Below are 17,476 nucleotides of genomic sequence, written 5' to 3'. Positions count from 1 at the left end.
CCGCGCCTGAGGCGCAGCCGGCCTACTTGTCCGCCACCGCTTCCGGCTTGATCGCCAACAGATCGCAGCGCGCCTGATCGAGGATGCGCTCGGCGGTGCTGCCGATCAGGGCGCGCTCCAGTCCGCTGCGCTGGACGGTGCCCAGCACCAGGAGATCGGCACGCGGATCGTCGGCGCAGTCGGCGAGCGCCAGCCAGGGCGGGCCGTAGAGCACTTGTTGACGCTCGGCCGGCACCCCCTGCGCGGCGGCGAAGCTGTGGAAACGCTGCACCTGGGTCTGCCGCAGCTGCTCGTAGATTTCGGCGGCGACCACGGTGTATTCCTCCGGCTGGCTCACCGCCAGGGGCGACAGGCCCTCGTAGGCAAAAGCCAGTTCGGTGCTGGCGCCACTGAGGGCAGCAATCTCGGTGGCAATCTGAAAGATGCGCTCGTTAAGGTGACCGCCGCTGTGCTCGATCGAGACCGGCTCCACCGCCGCCACCACCCGCCGCGGCAGGGGCAACGCCTGCGGGTTGACCAGCATCAAGGGGCAGGGGCAGTCGCGCAGCAGGTGCCAGTCGATAGGCGTCAGCAGCACCCGACGCAGCAGTGGCTCCAGGTGGATGTCCTTCACCACCAAGTCCGGCTGCTGTTGGCGGATCTTGTTCAGCATGTGCTCGAGCAGTGGCCGGCCCCAGACCACCTCCCCGCTCGCCTTCACTCCGGTTTCCCGCAGCGCCTGCACCTTGTCGTTGAGCCAGCGGTGGGCCTCGGCCAGCTGCGCCTCACGGGCCAGCCGTGCCACCTCGCTGCTCAGATGCGACACCGCCTCCAGCAGCGGCTGCTGCTCGAACAGGCAGAGGTGCAGCTCGCCACCGCTGGCCCGCGCCAGCGCCGCGGCGCGGTTGAGCGCCGGCGAGTGCGGCTCGCTGCGCCGGGCGATCAGAAATATCTTGCGGTGGGGCATAGCGGGCTCCGAAATCCAAGGTGGAAGCATCCGGCGCCAGCCCCCGGTGGCGCGTTGACCCAGGTCAATCCACAAACGGGACCGGCTCTGCTACCGCCGATTCAGGACACCCGCCAGTTGCGCTGCATCTCCAGGTAGGTGAACGAGGCCGACCAGGTCACCAGCAGGAAGCCGCTCAGGCTCTCCATGCCCAGCAGCAGGCGCAGCGGCCCCTCCGGCGTCAGGTCGCCGTAGCCGACGGTGGTGTAGGTGACGGTGGACAGGTACACCGCGTCGAGCAGCACCAGACCGTCGGCGCCGGTGATGCGGCCCAGCTCCGGCCACAGGGTGACGCCATAGAGGGCGGCGCCGAAAATCCAGATTTCCAGGATGTGTACCGCCATCAGGCTGTAGATCAGTACCAGCACCCGCAGCCGTATCGGCAGGCGCAGCCGGGGCAGCCAGCTGTTGAGCCGCTCCAGCGCCTCGTAATGCAGGCCGACCACGCTGCCGACCAGGAGCAGGCACAGCCCCAGCATCAGCCAGTGCTCGGAGGAGGCCAGGGCCTCGGCGAAGATCGGGGTCTTGAGTGGCAGGTCGTGCATGCCGCCAGTCTAGGGCCTAGATCACCCGCGAATAGCGCGGCGGCGCCACGACGACTTCATGGCTCGCTGCCCGGGCCTGCGCCGCCACCAGGTGGGCGTCGAAGGGCATGGCCACTGCCCTGAGCAGGAAGCGGCCCTTGGCGGTGACCCGCAGCTCGTGCTCGCCCAGTTCGACCAGGCCGTCGGCCTGCAGCGGCCGCAGCGCCGCCAGGGCGTCGGCGAAGTAATTGCGGAAGTTGATGTGGTACTCGCGCTCCAGCCGGTCGTAATCGACCCGGTCGCGGCACATCAGGTCTTCGATCAGGGCGCGGCGCAGGCGATCGTCGGCGCTCAGCTGCAAGCCGCGCTGCAGCGGCAGGCGGCCGGTATCGAGCGCGGCGTAGTAGGCATCCAGGGTCTTGGCGTTTTGGCAGTAGCTGTCGGCGACCCGGCTGATCGCGCTCAGGCCCAGGCCGATCAGGTCGGCGCCGCCATGGGTGGAATAGCCCTGGAAGTTGCGTTGCAGGCTGCCGTCGGAAAGCGCGCGCGCCAGCTCGTCGTCGGGCCGCGCGAAGTGGTCCATGCCGACATAGACATAGCCCGCCGCCTGCAGCTTGGCGACGGTGAGCTGCAAGAGGCCCAGCTTCTGCTGCGAGCTGGGCAGCTCGGCGGCATTGATCTGGTTCTGCGCCTTGAACAGCTGCGGCATGTGCGCATAGCTGTAGGCGGAGACGCGGTCCGGCGCCAGCGCGATCACCTGATCCAGCGTGCGGCCGAAGCCTTCCAGGGTCTGCCGGGGCAGGCCGTAGATGAGATCCACCGATACCGAATTGAAGCCGTGCTTGCGAGCGTCGAGCACCACCTGCTCGGTCTGCTCGTAGCTCTGCAGGCGGTTGACCGCCTCCTGCACGGCGGGATCGAAGTCCTGAACGCCGATGCTGATGCGGTTGAAACCCAGCGCCGCAAGGCAGGCGATGCTGTCCGGAAGCAGGGCGCGCGGATCGACCTCGATGGAATACTCCCGCTCCGCGCTCTGGCTCAGCCCGAACCCACGGTCCAGGGCCTGCATCACCTGCTCCATCTGGCTCAGGCTGAAGAAGCTGGGCGTGCCGCCGCCGAAGTGCAGCTGCGACACCGGGCCGCGGCCGGCAAACAGCGCCGCCTGCATCTCGATCTCCCGCTCCAGGCGCTCGATGTAGCCGGCGGCGATGCTGCGCGAGCGGCTGATGATGCGGTTGCAGCCGCAGTAGAAGCAGGGGCTGGCGCAGAACGGCACATGCACATAGAGCGACAGCGGTACGCCGCTGTCACGGCTGCGCTGCACGGCGCCCAGGTAGTCGCTGGCGCTGTAGCTCTCGCTGAACTGCGCGGCGGTCGGGTAGGAGGTATAGCGCGGCCCCGGGCGGTCGTAGCGCTCGATCAGGGCGGGGTCGAATAGGGCGAGGTCCATGGGATGCTCCTGCGAATGGAGTGGACCTTAGTGGCGAGCGCGGCTGGCCGCGTTGACCGGCGTCAATGGACTTCGGCGCCTGGCTCTCGCCGCGCATCCACCCGTCCGCCGACGCCTACCTTGCGGCCGGCCCGAACGCCGCGGCAACGCGCCGCGGGCAAGCTCTTGCCCACGGTGCTTGCCGGATCGCGACTTCCTGACCACAGCACCGCGCGACCAGGCCAGGGCGAGGCTCTGCCAGCGGCGAGGAGTCCCGCCGCCAGTTTCAGCAAGCTCTCCAGGAGACAGCGCACGATGCCGATGGCCGAACCCCGCCCCGCTGCGCCGCCGCCAGGCCAGGCCGACGAGCGCTTCCGCCTGGTGGTGGAGGCGGCACCCAATGCCATCCTGATGGTCAATGCCCAGGGCATCATCACCCTGGTCAATCGCCAGACCGAGCAGCTGTTCGGCTATTCCCGCGAGGCCCTGCTCGGGGAGTCGCTGGACCTGTTGGTGCCGCAACGCATCCGCGGTCACCATCCGCGTCTGCGCGAAGGCTATTTCGCCCAGCCCAGCACCCGGCCGATGGGCGCCGGCCGCGACCTGTACGGCCTCACAAGCGCCGGCCAGGAAGTGCCGATCGAGATCGGCCTGAGCCCGATCCGCACCGAGGACGGCGTGTTCGTGCTCGCCTCGATCATCGACATCACCGAGCGCAAGCGCAGCGAGCAGGCACTGCACGACCTCAACCACTCGCTGGAAGCGCAGGTGCAGGAAACCCAGCGCGCACTGGCGCAGCTGAAAGTGGCGCAGAGCCAGCTGGTGCAGGCCGAGAAGATGGCCTCGCTGGGCGGCCTGGTGGCGGGCGTGGCGCACGAGATCAACACCCCGGTCGGCGTCGGCGTCACCGCCGCCTCGCACCTGCAGGCCGAGGTGCGCACGATGCGCGCCGCCGCCAGCGACAACAAGCTGACCAAGCCGCAGTTCGACCGGCTCCTGCAGTCCTTCGAGCAGGCCAGCGACATCATCCTGCTCAACCTCCAGCGTGCCGCCGACCTGATCAAGAGCTTCAAGCTGGTGGCGGTGGACCAGTCCAGCGACGAGCAGCGGCGCATCAATCTGAAGACCTATATCGAGGAGGTGCTGCTCAGCCTGCGCCCCAAGCTCAAGGCCAGCCGCCACCAGATCACCCTCGACTGCCCGGACGACATCGAGGTGCTGACCACCCCCGGCGCGCTGTCGCAGATCCTCACCAACCTGGTGGTCAATTCGGTGACCCACGCCTTCGATGCCGACAGCGCCGGGCAGATGTCGATCCAGGTGCGGCGCCTGGGCCAGCAGGTGGAGCTGCGCTTCGCCGACGACGGCCGTGGCATCTCCGCCGAAAACCTGCCGCGCATCTTCGACCCGTTCTTCACCACCCGCCGCGGCCAGGGCGGCACCGGCCTGGGTCTCAACATCGTCTTCAACCTGGTGCACCAGACCCTGGGCGGCAATCTCGACGTCGAGAGCAGCCCCGGCCAGGGCACCCGTTTCACCATCCGCTTCTAGAACCGGACAACACCCCCATGGAACAGGCCGATACCGAATTGATGAGCTTCGCCGCCAGCGAACCGGAGCCCAGCGGCTCAGGCCCGGAGCCCTGGAAGATCCTGGTGGTGGACGACGAGGAGGAGATCCACAAGGTCACCAAGCTGGCGCTGGAGTCGTTCACCGTGCTCGGCCGGCCCTTGCAGATTTTCGACGCCTACACCGGCCACGAGTCGGTGGAGATCATGAAGCGCGAACCCGACATCGCCCTGGTGCTGATGGACGTGGTGATGGAAACCGAGCACGCCGGCCTGGACGCGGTGCAGCGCATCCGCCACGAGCTCGACAATCGCTTCGTGCGCATCGTGCTGCGCACCGGCCAGCCCGGCCAGGCGCCGGAGCTGGAGGTGGTGCGCAAATTCGACATCAACGACTACAAGGAAAAGACCGAGCTCACCACCACCAAGCTCTACACGGTGCTGCAGACCGGCCTGAGCCTGTACCGCGAGCTGATCGCGATGGAGCGCAACCGGCTGGGTCTGGAGCAGGTGATCGAGGCCTCGGCCTCGATCTTCAAGACCCACTCGCTGGTGCAGTTTCAGCGCGGCGTGCTGGAACAGATCACCGCCCTGCTCTATGCCAAGCGCGATGCGCTGGTGATCGGCGCCAACGGCGTCGCCGCCAGCCTCACCGACGGCGGCCTCAGGGTTTCCGCCGGCACCGGCAGCTACCAGGCCAGCGAGGGCGTGCTCGCCGAGACGGTGCTCGACGCCGAGGCGATGGCGCATGTGCAGCGGGCCATCGCCTCCCGCTCGTTCGAGATCGGCGAGCGCCAGTTCGCCGCCTATTTCTCCACCCGCCTGCACAGCGAGCACGTGGTCTATCTGAGCAGCGACACCAACTTCTCGCCGGCCGACGCCAGGCTGATCGAGCTGTTCTGCCGCAATGTCTCCATCGCTTTCGAGAACCTGGCGCTCAACCAGGATCTGCTCGACTCCCAGCGCCAGCTGATCATCCTGCTCAGCACCGGCATCGAAGAGCGCTCGCGGCTGTTGCGCAACCACGTCCGCCGGGTGTCGGAATACTCCAAGCTGCTCGGCCGCCTGCTGGGCCTGAACGACGAGGAGGTGGAAGCCTTGGGGGTGGCCGCGGCCATGCACGACCTCGGCAAGATCGGCATCCCCGACGCCATCCTCGACAAGCCCGGCAAGCTCGACGACGCCGAGCGGGTGATCATGGAAACCCATGTGCTGCGCGGCCAGCGGATGCTGGAAGGGCAGAAGGGCCACCTGCTGAAAACCGCCGAGCTGGTGGTCGGCGGCCATCACGAGCGCTGGGACGGCGGCGGCTATCCGCGCGGCCTCGCCGGCACCGGCACCCATCTGTTTGCCCGCATCACCGGGCTGGCCGATGTCTTCGACGCCCTGAGTTCAAAGCGGGTCTACAAGGAGCCCTGGACGCCGGAGCGCATCGCCGAGTACCTGCGCCAGGAGCGCGGGCTGCAGTTCGAGCCCAAGCTGGTGGACCTCTTCCTCGACCACTATCCGGACTTTCTGGCTATCCACGACCGCCTGCCCGGCGAGGAGCGCGAATAGGGCCTCAGCGGCGCAGCCGGTAGCCGGTCTTGAAGATCCACCAGACCGCGGCCAGGCAGACCAGCATGAACAGCGCGGTCATGGCGACGCTGATGCCGACCGCGACGTCGGCGACTCCGTAGAAGCTCCAGCGGAAGCCGCTGACCAGATACACCACCGGATTGAACAGGGCGATCTTCTGCCACAAGGGCGGCAGCATGCTGATCGAGTAGAAGCTGCCGCCCAGGAAGGTCAGCGGGGTGACGATCATCAGCGGCACGATCTGCAGCTTCTCGAAGCTGTCGGCCCAGATGCCGATGATGAAGCCGAACAGGCTGAAGCTGAACGCGGTGAGCAGCAGGAAGGCCAGCATCCAGAACGGATGGGCGATGTGATAGGGCACGAACAGCCGCGCGGTGGCGAGGATCAGCAGACCCAGCATCACCGACTTGGTGGCAGCGGCACCGACATAGCCCAGGATCACCTCCGCCGAGGACACCGGCGCCGACAGCAGCTCGTAGATGGTGCCCGACCATTTCGGCATGTAGATACCGAAGGAGGCGTTGGAGATGCTCTCGGTAAGCAGCGAGAGCATCACCAGGCCGGGGATGATGAAGGCGCCGTAACTGATGCCGTCCACCGCGCCCATGCGCGAGCCGATGGCGGCGCCGAACACCACGAAGTACAGCGAGGTGGAGAGCACCGGCGAGGCGATGCTCTGCATCAGCGTGCGGAAGGTGCGGGCCATCTCGAAGCGATAGATGGCGCGGATCGCGTAAATGTTCATGGGCGGCCCTGGACCAGGCTGACGAAGATGTCTTCCAGCGAGCTCTGGCTCGATTGCAGCTCGCGGAAGTCGATGCCCTGCGCCGCCAGCCGGCGCAGCAGCTCGGCGATGCCGGTGTCGTCCTGCTGGTCGTCGTAGGTGTAGATCAGGCTCTGGCCTTCGCCGGCCAGCTCCAGCGCATAGCCGGCGAGGTTGTCGGGGATGGCAGCGAGCGGCGTCTTCAGTTGCAGGCGCAGCTGCTTCTTGCCCAGCTTGCGCATCAGCGCGGTCTTGTCCTCGACCAGGATCAGCTCGCCTTGGCGGATGATGCCGATGCGGTCGGCCATCTCCTCGGCTTCCTCGATGTAATGGGTGGTGAGGATGATGGTCACGCCGCTGTCGCGCAGGCGCCGCACCATCTGCCACATGTCGCGACGCAGCTCGACGTCGACCCCGGCCGAGGGCTCGTCGAGAAACAGGATCTTCGGCTCGTGCGAGAGCGCCTTGGCGATCATCACCCGCCGCTTCATGCCGCCGGACAGCGTCATGATGCGCGCGTCCTTCTTGTCCCAGAGCGAGAGCTCGCGCAGCAGCTTTTCGACCAGCGCCGGATCGCGCGGCTTGCCGAACAGGCCACGGCTGAAGTTCACCGTCGCCCACACGCTCTCGAAGGCATCGGTGTGCAGCTCCTGCGGCACCAGGCCGATCTTCTCGCGGGCGATGCGGTAGTCGCTGTCGATGTCGTGGCCGTCGGCGATCACGCTGCCGGCACTGGCCTTCACCAGGCCGCAGATGACGCCGATCAGCGTGGTCTTGCCGGCGCCGTTGGGGCCAAGCAGGGCGAAGATCTCGCCGCGCCGGATGTCGAGGTTGACGTTCTTGAGGGCGGTGAAGCCGGAGGCATAGGTCTTGGAAAGATTCCGGACCGAGATGATGTTGGACTGCGGCACGCGGCGCCCGCCTGATAGGGGAAGATGTGCATTCTAAGTCGGCCCTCGCGGCCCGCCACCGGAGGATAGTCCGTGAAATGGATTGCGCGCCTGCTGCTGGGTCTGGGTCTGCTGCTCGCAGTACTGCTGACCGGGCTGTACTGCTACCGCCCCGGCATGGCCGAGTACCAGCGCCACCGGGTCGCCGCCAGGCCGATCCCCGCCGGCGCGCTCACCGCCACCTGGCTGGGCGTCACCGCCCTGCTGCTGCGCGACGGCGAGCACGCGCTGCTGGTGGACCCCTTCTTCTCGCGGCCACAGGGCCTGCTGCCGCTGGCGCTCAACCGCCGCATCGCGCCGGATGAGGCAAGCATCCGCGCCTGGCTCACGCGCCTGGGCGTGAGCAAGCTGGACGCGGTGCTGGTCTCGCACTCGCACTACGACCACGCGCTGGACGCCGGCCTGGTGGCGAAGCTCACCGGTGCGCAGCTCCTGGGCTCGGCCAGCACCGCCAACCTCGGCCGTGGCGCCGGCCTGCCGGAAACGCAGCTGACGGTGATCGCTCCCGGCCAGAGCTACCGCTTCGGTGACTTCGAGTTGCGCTTCATCGAAAGCCGCCACGCCGGCGCCACCGGCGGCGCGCCCACCGGCGAGATCGGCAAGCCGCTGAAGCCGCCCGCCCGCTATCTGGACTACAGGCTGGGCGGCGTCTACTCGATCCTGGTCGCGCATCCGCAGGGCCGGGTGCTGCTGCACGGCAGTGCCGGGTATCTGCCGGGCGCGCTGCGCGGCGAGCGCGCCGACATCGTGTTTCTCGGTGTGGCGCTGATCGACGACCTCGATGCCTATCTGGCCGAGGTGGTGGACGCGGTCGGCGCCAAGCGCATCGTGCCCAGCCATTGGGACGACTTCAGCCGGCCGCTGGAAGAGCCGCTGCAACCCTTCCCGCTGGTGGTGCGACTGGACCGCTTCTTCGCCGGCCTGCGGGAAAGCCGCCCCGACCTGCGGGTCGAAACCTACGGTCTGGCCGAGCCGGTGGCGCTGTTTCCCGCCGCGCCCTGAACCCGCCCGCGCCGCGCAGACAAAAAAAGGCCGAGCAGCGCATCGCTGCTCGGCCTTGAGGCAAAAGCTGCGTCGGCGGGCGCGTCTGACGCGCTCCGCCAGCCGCAGTGCTTTAGCCCGCCGACGGGGTGGTGGTCGGAGCGGACTTCTTCATCGCCTTGGCAGCCTTCTTCACCAGGGCCACGTCCTTCTTGACTTCCTTCTTCACCATTGCAACTTCGGCCTTGATCTTCTTGACGACCTTGGCGAGGGTTTTGTTGCCCTTCTTGGCGGGAGCCTTCTTGGCGGCGGCCTTCTTGGCCGGAGCCTTCTTGGCGACTGCCTTCTTCGCTACGGCCTTCTTGGCCGGAGCCTTCTTGGCGGCAACCTTCTTCACCGCCTTCTTGGCAACGGCCTTTTTGGCCACTGCCTTCTTGGCCACCGGCTTCTTGGCCACGGCCTTCTTCACCACTTTCTTCGCGGCTACTTTCTTCGCCGGCTTCTTTGCCGCCTTCTTCGCTACTGCCATGTTTATGCTCCCGAGGTCAGGTTGGTTAAGGCTGTCCAAGACACTGATATGACAAGCCTTAATCGGACACTATCAAGAGCGCGCGCGCTTTGCACGCAGCAACTGTGCTAAAGCGCGCGACAGCGCTTTCGGAATCCTGAAAACCGCCGCCGACAGAGCGGCTTCGCCGCCATCCTCGACAGCTCACGCGACGTGAATTTCCGATGCCGCGCGCGCGCAAAAAAATGGGCGTTTTACTAGGGAAAACGGAAATTCTGCCGGCCCAGTCGCGGCGCGTGCGCGGCGTCTTTCTAGACCGGCGCTTGCTGCGACTTGCGCGCCGCGTCACGCGGCTCGCGAATCCGCGATCAGTAGCGAGGATCAGCCGCGTTTCGCGCAGCTCGCGCGCAAATTTTCCTGCTCGCTCGAAACGCTCGTCGGCTGGTTGACGGGTACATTGTTCGCGCACCGCGATGCCAATGGCGCGACGCGCACCGACTCCGCCGCAGACCGACTCCGACCTTGTCTCCACACCCGCCACCGCCCAGCGAAGCCGGGCCGCCGCGCTACCGCATTGCCGCCCGCGAGCTCTGCGAGTTCACCGCCAAGCACGGCGATCTCGACCTGCGCTTCACGCCGGCGCCGAGCGCGCTGGAAGGCATCGCCGGCCACGCCACCGTCGCCGCCCGGCGTGGCGGCGACTACCAGAAGGAGCTGCCGCTGCGTGGCCGCTACGGCGCGCTGGAAGTGCGCGGCCGCGCCGATGGCTACTACCCGGCGCGCCAGGAGCTGGAGGAGGTGAAGACCTATCGCGGTCGCCTGGAGCGCCTGCCGGAAAACCAGCGCGCGCTGCACTGGGCGCAGCTGAAGGTCTACGGCTGGCTGCTGTGCCAGGCGCTGGAGCTCGCCGAGCTGCGCCTGAGCCTGGTCTATTTCAATATCGACAGCGAGCAGGAAACCCTGTTCAGCGAGCGCCACGGCGCGGCTGGCCTGCGCGAGTTCTTCGAGACGCAGTGCGCGCGCTTCCTGCACTGGTCGGCGAGCGAGCTGGCGCACCGCGCGCAGCGCGACCCGGCGCTGGCGGCGGCGGCGTTTCCGCATCCGCAGTTCCACGCCGGCCAGCGCCGGCTGGCCGAGGCGGTGTATCGCAGCGCCGCGCGCGGCGGCTGCCTGTTGGCGCAGGCGCCGACCGGCATCGGCAAGTCGATCGGCAGTCTCTACCCGGCGCTCAAGGCGCTGGCGCGCGGCGAGATCGAGAAAGTGTTCTTTCTCACCGCCAAGACTTCCGGCCGGCGGCTGGCGCTGGACGCCGCCGCCTCGCTCGCCGACCACCAGGCCGGCGCCATTCCGCTGCGGGTGCTGGAACTGGTGGCGCGCGAGAAGAGCTGCGAGCACCCGGACAAGGCCTGCCACGGCGAGTCCTGCCCGCTGGCACGCGGCTTCTACGACCGCCTGCCCGCCGCCCGCGCCGAAGCCGTGCAGCGGCAGCGCCTGGATCAGGCCGGCCTGCGCGCGGTGGCGCTGGAGCACCAGGTCTGTCCCTACTACCTGGGCCAGGAGCTGGTGCGCTGGAGCGATGTGGTGGTCGGCGACTACAACTACTACTTCGACGGCAGCGCCCTGCTCTACGGCCTGGCGCAGCTCAACGACTGGAAGCTGGCGGTGCTGGTGGACGAGGCCCACAACCTGGTCGAACGAGCGCGCGGCATGTACTCGGCGGAACTCGACCCCGCGCAGCTGGCGGCCTTGCGGCGTGCTCCGCCGGCCGAGCTGCGCAAGCCGCTGGACAAGGTCCAGCGTGCCTGGAACCGCCTGCACCGCGACCAGACCGAAGCCTATGTCGCGCAGTCGCAGCTGCCGGAGGCGCTCTGCCGCGCCTTGCAGGAGGCGGTCTCTGCCATCGCCCGCCACTACGTCGACGCGCCGCCGGCCAACGACAGCCCGCTGCAGGCCTGGTTTTTCGACGCCGCGCAGTTCCTGCGGCTGGCCGAAAGCTACTCCGCGGAGCATTCGCTGTTCGAGATCGTGCTGGAGGCAGCCGCCCAGCCGCGCCGGCCGGGGCGCTCGCGGCTGGCGATCCGCAACCTGGTGCCGGCGCCCTTCCTGGCGCCGCGCGCCGCGCGCACTCATGCGCTGGTGCTGTTCTCGGCGACGCTGAGCCCGCCGCACTACTACCGCGATCTGCTGGGCCTGCCGGCCGGCACGCAATGGCTGGACGTCGCCTCGCCGTTTCGCGCCGAGCAGCTGCGGGTGCGGGTGGCGCGCGACATCTCCACCCGCTACCGGCACCGGCAGCGCTCGCTGCCCGCGCTCGTCGCGCGGATGGCGGCGCAGTACCGGGACCAGCCCGGCAACTACCTCGCCTACTTCAGCAGCTTCGACTATCTGCAGCAGGCGGCGGCAGCGTTCAGCAGCCTTCACCCGGAGATACCGGTCTGGTCGCAGCAGCGCGGCATGCGCGAGCCGGAACGCGCGGCTTTTCTGGAACGTTTCCAGGCCGGCGGCGAGGGCATCGGCTTCGCGGTGCTGGGCGGGGTGTTCGCCGAGGGCATCGACCTGCCCGGCGAGCGCCTGATCGGCGCCTTCATCGCCAGCCTGGGCCTGCCGCAGATCAACCCGCTCAACGAGGAGCTGCGCCGCCGGCTCGACGCGCAGTTCGGCGCCGGCTACGACTACGCCTATCTCTACCCGGGCCTGCAGAAAGTGGTGCAGGCCGCCGGCCGGGTGATCCGCGGCACCCAGGACCGCGGCGTGTTGCACCTGCTGGACGAGCGCTACGCCGAGCCCGAGGTGCAGGCGCTGCTACCCAGCTGGTGGCACATCGAGTAACAAAAAACGGCAATCAGTCCCCTCCCCCGCCATGCGGGGGAGGGCTAGGGTGGGGGCGTTCGCCCCAAGGATAAGTACGGGTACAGCCAGCCACCCCCGTCCCGTCAGAGCAATGCTCTGACTCCCCCGCTACGCAGGGCAAGGAGTGAGTCCTTGAAGCTCCGAAGGTCGGCAAACGCGTAAGAAGCGCAGCGGCCCTTGCGCCAGCCGCCTCAAGCCAGCTGGCTGAGCATCTTGCGGAAGCGTGCCAGCGAGATGGTGAAGAACAGCGCACCGATCAGCAGCAGTGCCAGGAAGGACGGCCAGACTACGGAGAAGTCGGCGGCGCGGAACAGGATGGCCTGGGAGGCGGAGATGAAATGCGTGGTCGGCGCCGACAGCATCAGGTGCTGCACGAACACCGGCATGCTCTCGCGCGGCGTGGAGCCGCCGGAAAGCATTTCCAGCGGCATCAGCACCAGAATCAGCAGCAGCGCGAACTGCGGCATCGAGCGCGCCAGGGTGGCCATGAAGATGCCCATCGAGGTGGTGGCGAACAGATGCAGCGCGGCGCCGACCAGGAACAGACCCACCGAGCCCTCGATCACCACGCCGAGCAGGCCCTGCACCACGAAGTGCAACGACAGCGCGGCGGCCAGCAGCACCACCAGGCCCATGGACCAGACCTTGGACAGCATGATCTCGGCCGGCGTCACCGGCATCACCAGCAAATGCTCGACGGTGCCGTGCTCACGCTCGCGGATCAGCGCGGCGCCGGTGAGCAGGATCGACAGCATGGTGACGTGGTTGATGATTTCCATCAGCGCGCCGAACCAGCCCTGGTTGAGGCTGGGATTGAAGCGCGCGCGCAGCTCCAGATCGACCATCGACGTGCTGGCGCCACGATGGCCCTGGACGAACTCGGCGATCTCGCCCAGCACGATCTGCTGGATGTAGCCACTGCCGGCGAAGGCCTGGCTCATGCGGGTGGCGTCGACATTCAGCTGCAGGCTGGGCGAGCGGCCGGCCAGCACATCGCGCTGAAAGTCGGGCGGGATGATCAGCGCGAAGCTGTAGTCGCCGGCGTCCAGGCCAGGGTCCACCGCGTTCAGCGGAATCAGCGCCGGCCGGAGGAACTGCGGCGGGTAGAAGCTGGAAATGATGCGCGTCGACAGCGGCGAGCCATCTTCGTCGACGATGGCGATGGGCGCCTTGTTGAGGGTCTCCGGCATCGCCTTGGCGGCCGAGTACACCGCGAACACGAACATGAACACCACCAGCACCAGCATGATCGGGTCGCGCCATAGCCCCCAGAGCTCCTTGACGCCCAGGCGGTAGATGTTGGCGAGCCGGCTGCGCATGCCTAGCGCTCCTGCTTCCTGAGCAGGTTGATGGCCAGCAGCAGGATCAGCGGCGCCGCCAGCAGCAGCGGCCAGAACGAGGCGCCGAGGTCGGCAAAGCCCAGCGCCTTGTTGAACACGCCACGGCTGATGGTGAGGAAGTGGGTGGCCGGATAGACCTGGCCGATGATGGCGCCAGCACCTTCCAGCGAGCTCACCGGATCGAGCAGGCCGGAATACTGGATGGTCGGGATCATGGTGCCGATCATGGTCAGAAACACCGCCGCCACCTGGCTGCGGGTGAAGCTGGAGGCCAGCAGGCCGGCGCCGGTGGAACAGATCACGTAGAGCACGGCGGCGGTGAACAGGGTGAGGAAGCTGCCCTTGATCGGCACCCCGAAGGCGGTCACCGCCAGCAGGACCATCAGCAGGAAGTTGAACAGCGCCAGCAGCACATAGGGCAGCTGCTTGCCAAGCAGGAATTCGCTGCGGCGCACCGGCGTGACGTAGAGGTTGACGATCGAGCCCAGTTCCTTTTCACGCACCACCGACAACGCCGCCAGCATCGCTGGGATCATCATCAGCAGCATCGGGATCACCGCCGGCACCATGGCCGGCAGGCTTCTCACGTCGGGGTTGTAGCGAAACCGCGTCTCCAGGCTCGCCACTTCGGCGTCGACGCGCTGGCCCTGATGCCGGGCCTGCTCGGCGAGCCAGGCCTGGTGCATGCCCTGCACATAGCTGCCGGCGGTCTCGCCGCGCGACGGCATGGCGCCGTCGATCCAGGCGCCGATCGCCACCGGATGGCCGCGGCTGACATCGCGGGCGAAGCCGGCCGGTATCTCCAGGGCCAGCGACAGCTCGCCGCTGCGCATGCGCCGGTCGAGGTCGGCGTAGTCGCGGATCGGCGGCTTCTCGACGAAGTAGCGCGAGCCGGACAGGCCCAGCACATAGTTCTGGCTGAGCGTGGTCTGGTCGCGGTCGAGCACCGCGAAGCTCAGGTCCTCGACATCCAGGCTGATGCCATAGCCCATGATGAACATCAGCAGCAGGCTGCCGATCAGCGCCAGGGTGGCGCGCACCGGATCGCGTTGCAGCTCCAGCTGCTCGCGCAGCGTGTAGCTCCAGGCGCGGGCCAGGCTGAAACCGCCGCGGCGCGCTGCCCGCGGCAGCGGCGCGATCGCTGGCGCGGCCTCGACCACCAGGCTCTCGGTTGCGGTCTCGCCGCGCGCGCCGGCTTCTTCCAGATAGGCGATGAAGGCCTGTTCCAGAGTCTCGGTGCCGCGCGCCTGGCACAGCGCCTGCGGGCGGTCACTGACCAGCACCCGGCCGGCGTGCATCAGCGAGATGCGGTCGCAGCGCTCGGCCTCGTTCATGAAATGGGTGGAGATGAAGATGGTCACCCGGTCGCGGCGCGAGAGCTCGATCAGCAGCCGCCAGAAGTTGTCGCGCGCCACCGGGTCGACGCCGGAGGTGGGCTCGTCGAGGATCAAGAGCTCTGGCTCATGCACCATCGCCACCGCCAGCGAGAGCCGCTGGCGCATGCCCAGCGGCAGTGCGTTGGGCAGCGCGCCGAGAAAATTCTCCAGACCAAAACGCCGGCTCATCGCCTGCACCCGCGTAGGAATCTCCGCCTCCGGCACCTGGAACAGTCGCGCGTGCAGCACCAGGTTCTGCGCCACACTCAGCTCGGCGTACAGCGAGAAGCCCTGCGACATGTAGCCGACCCTGTGGCGGGTGGCGAGATCCTTGGGGTCCACCGTCTGGCCGAACAGCCAGGCCTGGCCCTCGCTGGCCGGCAACAGGCCGGTGAGCATCTTCATGGTGGTGGTCTTGCCACAGCCGTTGGAGCCGAGAAAGCCGAAGATCTCGCCGCGGTGGATGCTGAAGCTGGCGTGGTCCACCGCCACGAAGTCGCCGAAGCGCATGGTCAGCTCGCGGGCCTCGATGGCCACCTCCTCGCCGGCGGTCTCCGCCAGCGGCGGGATCACCACCGCCTGGTGGCCCTGGCGCTTGGCCTCGGGCAACAGGGCGATGAAGGCGGCTTCCAGATCGTGGCTGCCGGTCTGCGCCAGCAGCTGCGCCGGCGTGCCACTGGCCAGCACGCGGCCGGCATCCAGCGCCACCAGCCAGTCGAAGCGCTGCGCCTCGTCCATGTAGGCAGTGGCGGCGATCACGCTCATGCCCGGATGCTGCGCGCGGATGCGTCCGATCAGCGCCCAGAACTGGCTGCGCGCCAAAGGATCGACGCCGGTGGTGGGCTCGTCGAGGATCAGCAGTTCGGGATCGTGGATCAGCGCGCAGCACAGGCCCAGCTTCTGCTTCATGCCGCCGGAGAGCTTGCCGACCGGGCGGTCGAGGAAGGGATACAGCCCGGTGCTGCGGGTGAGTTCGTCGATGCGACGGCGGCGCTCGCCGGCGGCGTGGCCGAACAGGCGCGCGAAGAATTGCAGGTTCTCCTCCACCGACAGCGTCGGGTAGAGGTTCTTGCCCAGGCCCTGCGGCATGTAGGCGATGTCCGGGCAGACCCGCTCGCGATGGCGGCGCTCGGCCATGTCGCCACCCAGGGTATGGACCTTGCCGGTCTGCACCGCGCGCGCGCCGGCGGCCAGCGCCAGCAGGCTGGACTTGCCGACACCATCGGGGCCGATCAGGCCGACCATGCAGCCGGCCGGCAGCTCCAGGCTGACGCCATCGAGCGCCAGGGTCTTGCCGTAGCGATGGCTGACCTCTTGCAGACGAACCACCGCCGGCCGGCTGGGCGACTCCGGCAGGGAGTTCATTCGCTGATCCGCAGCGCCAGTTCCGGCGGCCACTCGGCGGCCGCATCGAGCTTGAGCCAGGCCACACCCGGCAGGCCGGTCTTCACTTGCTCAAGATGCTTCTGCAGCAGTGCGCGGTCGATGTTGGCCTTCACCCGAAACATCAGCTTCTGCCGCTCGCTGGCGGTCTCCACCGTCTTCGGCGTGAACTGCGCGGTGCTCGCCACATAGCTCACCCGCGCCGGGATCGGAAAATTGGGCGCGGCATCGAGCAGGATGCGCACCTCGCTGCCCAGCGCCACCCGGCCGGCGGCGGTCTCGGGCAGAAAGAAGCTCATGTAGACGTCGGAGAGGTCGACCAGGTTGAGCAGCTTGCCGCCGGCACCCAGTACCTCGCCGGGCTGCGCGATGCGGTATTGCACGCGGGCATCGCGCGGCGCCTTGAGCGCGCTGTCGGCGATGTCGGCCTCGATGCGGGCGATGGTGGCGGCAGCGGCCGGCACTGCCGACCGAGCGCCCACCACCTGCGCGCGCGCGGCGCCGATGCCGGCTTTTGCCGCGGCCGCCTGCGCCTGCGCGGCGGTCAGCGCCGCCTCGGCGCCGCGCACCCGGGCGCGGTCGTCGTCGAGTTCCTGGATCGAGGCCGCGCCTTCGGCGGACAGCGACTCCGAGCGCGCCAGCCGACGGCGCGCGGCATCGAGTTCGGCGGCGCGCAGCGTCACCACCGCCTGCGCGGCGGCGGCGTCGCTCTCGCGCACCGCGACCTGCGCCTCGGCGCTCGCCACCGCGTCCAGCGCCTGCTGGCGATGCGCCCGTGCCTCGTCGCGCTGCGCTTCCAGCACGTCCACCTGCATCTGCGCCAGCAGCTGCCCGGCCTGCACGAAATCACCCTCGTTGACCAGCACCGCCTCCACCCGGCCGCCAAGCTTGGTGGCGAGATCGACCTCGGTGGCCTCGATGCGGCCATTGCCGCTGACAAAGCCCTCACCGGGGCCGGTGTGGCGCAGTTGCATCCAGCTGTAGTAGCCGACGGCGGCCAGCACCACCAACGCGACCAGGGCCAGCAACATCTTGTTGGAGTAGGGCTTCATCGGCGGGCTCAGGGTTGGGTTAGGGCCTGTTAACACTAAGGGGATCGCTGCGGCGGAAGGCGGTTTTGGGGCAGTGCAAGGAAGCAAGAGTGCGCAATAGTGGTTCTATTGAAACTCTTGCTGACGCTGCAATGCCCCAAAACCGTCCCGCCCCGGAGGGTTGCTGGCCCAAAGCGCGTCATGCCGCGT

13 protein-coding genes are annotated in these 17,476 nt (G+C 68.1%); 4 read left to right on the top strand and 9 right to left on the bottom strand.

All coding sequences use genetic code 11. From position 1 onward, the window contains the following. Positions 1–22 precede the first annotated feature (22 nt). The 3 genes from AC3WT6_RS03305 to hemN all read right to left on the bottom strand — a co-directional run bounded on the left by AC3WT6_RS03305 (position 23) and on the right by hemN (position 2,959). Positions 23–946 carry a universal stress protein gene (locus tag AC3WT6_RS03305; RefSeq protein WP_492652133.1) on the bottom strand — a complete coding sequence of 308 codons (924 nt, stop codon included), beginning with the start codon at positions 944–946 and terminating at the stop codon, positions 23–25. A gap of 101 nt (positions 947–1,047) precedes the next feature. Further along, on the bottom strand, positions 1,048–1,530 hold the full coding sequence (locus AC3WT6_RS03300) for a potassium channel family protein (RefSeq protein WP_492652132.1): 483 nt from the start codon (positions 1,528–1,530) through the stop codon (positions 1,048–1,050). Positions 1,531–1,546: 16 nt separating this feature from the next. Continuing rightward, a complete protein-coding gene (hemN, locus tag AC3WT6_RS03295; RefSeq protein ID WP_492652131.1) occupies positions 1,547–2,959 on the bottom strand; it encodes an oxygen-independent coproporphyrinogen III oxidase in 1,413 nt (470 codons plus the stop codon). 300 nt (positions 2,960–3,259) lie between these two features. Here hemN and AC3WT6_RS03290 point away from each other — a divergent pair, with 300 nt between their 5' ends. Next, complete coding sequence (locus AC3WT6_RS03290) at positions 3,260–4,489, top strand: sensor histidine kinase (protein ID WP_492652130.1); 1,230 nt, start codon at positions 3,260–3,262, stop codon at positions 4,487–4,489. 17 nt (positions 4,490–4,506) lie between these two features. Then, on the top strand, positions 4,507–6,063 hold the full coding sequence (locus tag AC3WT6_RS03285) for a DUF3369 domain-containing protein (protein WP_492652129.1): 1,557 nt from the start codon (positions 4,507–4,509) through the stop codon (positions 6,061–6,063). A gap of 4 nt (positions 6,064–6,067) precedes the next feature. Here AC3WT6_RS03285 and AC3WT6_RS03280 read toward each other — a convergent pair whose 3' ends face one another. Together AC3WT6_RS03280 and AC3WT6_RS03275 are read right to left on the bottom strand one after the other, a co-directional pair. Then, a complete protein-coding gene (locus AC3WT6_RS03280; RefSeq protein ID WP_492652128.1) occupies positions 6,068–6,829 on the bottom strand; it encodes an ABC transporter permease in 762 nt (253 codons plus the stop codon). Next, on the bottom strand, positions 6,826–7,758 hold the full coding sequence (locus AC3WT6_RS03275; protein ID WP_492652127.1) for an ABC transporter ATP-binding protein: 933 nt from the start codon (positions 7,756–7,758) through the stop codon (positions 6,826–6,828). Before AC3WT6_RS03275 ends, AC3WT6_RS03280 begins: the two co-directional genes overlap by 4 nt. 72 nt (positions 7,759–7,830) lie before the next feature. On the opposite strand from AC3WT6_RS03275, the gene AC3WT6_RS03270 reads away from it, so the two are divergent. Beyond that, on the top strand, positions 7,831–8,799 hold the full coding sequence (locus tag AC3WT6_RS03270; protein ID WP_492652126.1) for an MBL fold metallo-hydrolase: 969 nt from the start codon (positions 7,831–7,833) through the stop codon (positions 8,797–8,799). Positions 8,800–8,911: 112 nt separating this feature from the next. Here the strand turns inward: AC3WT6_RS03270 and AC3WT6_RS03265 are convergent, their stop codons facing one another. Continuing rightward, positions 8,912–9,307 (bottom strand): hypothetical protein, encoded by a 396-nt coding sequence (locus AC3WT6_RS03265; RefSeq protein ID WP_492652125.1) that lies wholly within the window; start codon positions 9,305–9,307, stop codon positions 8,912–8,914. A 501-nt stretch (positions 9,308–9,808) separates the two neighbouring features. Here AC3WT6_RS03265 and AC3WT6_RS03260 point away from each other — a divergent pair. Then, positions 9,809–12,115: an ATP-dependent DNA helicase gene (locus AC3WT6_RS03260; protein ID WP_492652124.1), complete on the top strand. Its 2,307-nt coding sequence runs from the start codon at positions 9,809–9,811 to the stop codon at positions 12,113–12,115. A gap of 212 nt (positions 12,116–12,327) precedes the next feature. Here the strand turns inward: AC3WT6_RS03260 and AC3WT6_RS03255 are convergent, their stop codons facing one another. The 3 genes from AC3WT6_RS03255 to AC3WT6_RS03245 are packed head-to-tail and all read right to left on the bottom strand — an operon-like array spanning position 12,328 to position 17,287. Beyond that, positions 12,328–13,455, bottom strand: coding sequence for an ABC transporter permease (locus AC3WT6_RS03255; RefSeq protein WP_492652123.1), 1,128 nt, complete (start codon positions 13,453–13,455; stop codon positions 12,328–12,330). A 2-nt stretch (positions 13,456–13,457) separates the two neighbouring features. Continuing rightward, positions 13,458–16,217: a ribosome-associated ATPase/putative transporter RbbA gene (rbbA, locus tag AC3WT6_RS03250; protein WP_492652122.1), complete on the bottom strand. Its 2,760-nt coding sequence runs from the start codon at positions 16,215–16,217 to the stop codon at positions 13,458–13,460. Then, on the bottom strand, positions 16,214–17,287 hold the full coding sequence (locus AC3WT6_RS03245; protein WP_492652121.1) for an HlyD family secretion protein: 1,074 nt from the start codon (positions 17,285–17,287) through the stop codon (positions 16,214–16,216). Before AC3WT6_RS03245 ends, rbbA begins: the two co-directional genes overlap by 4 nt. Between the last annotated feature and the right edge of the window lie 189 nt (positions 17,288–17,476).

This window comes from Stagnimonas sp. FW305-C-60 (genome assembly GCF_058782965.1).
This window is presented reverse-complemented; position numbering and strand designations above follow the sequence as displayed.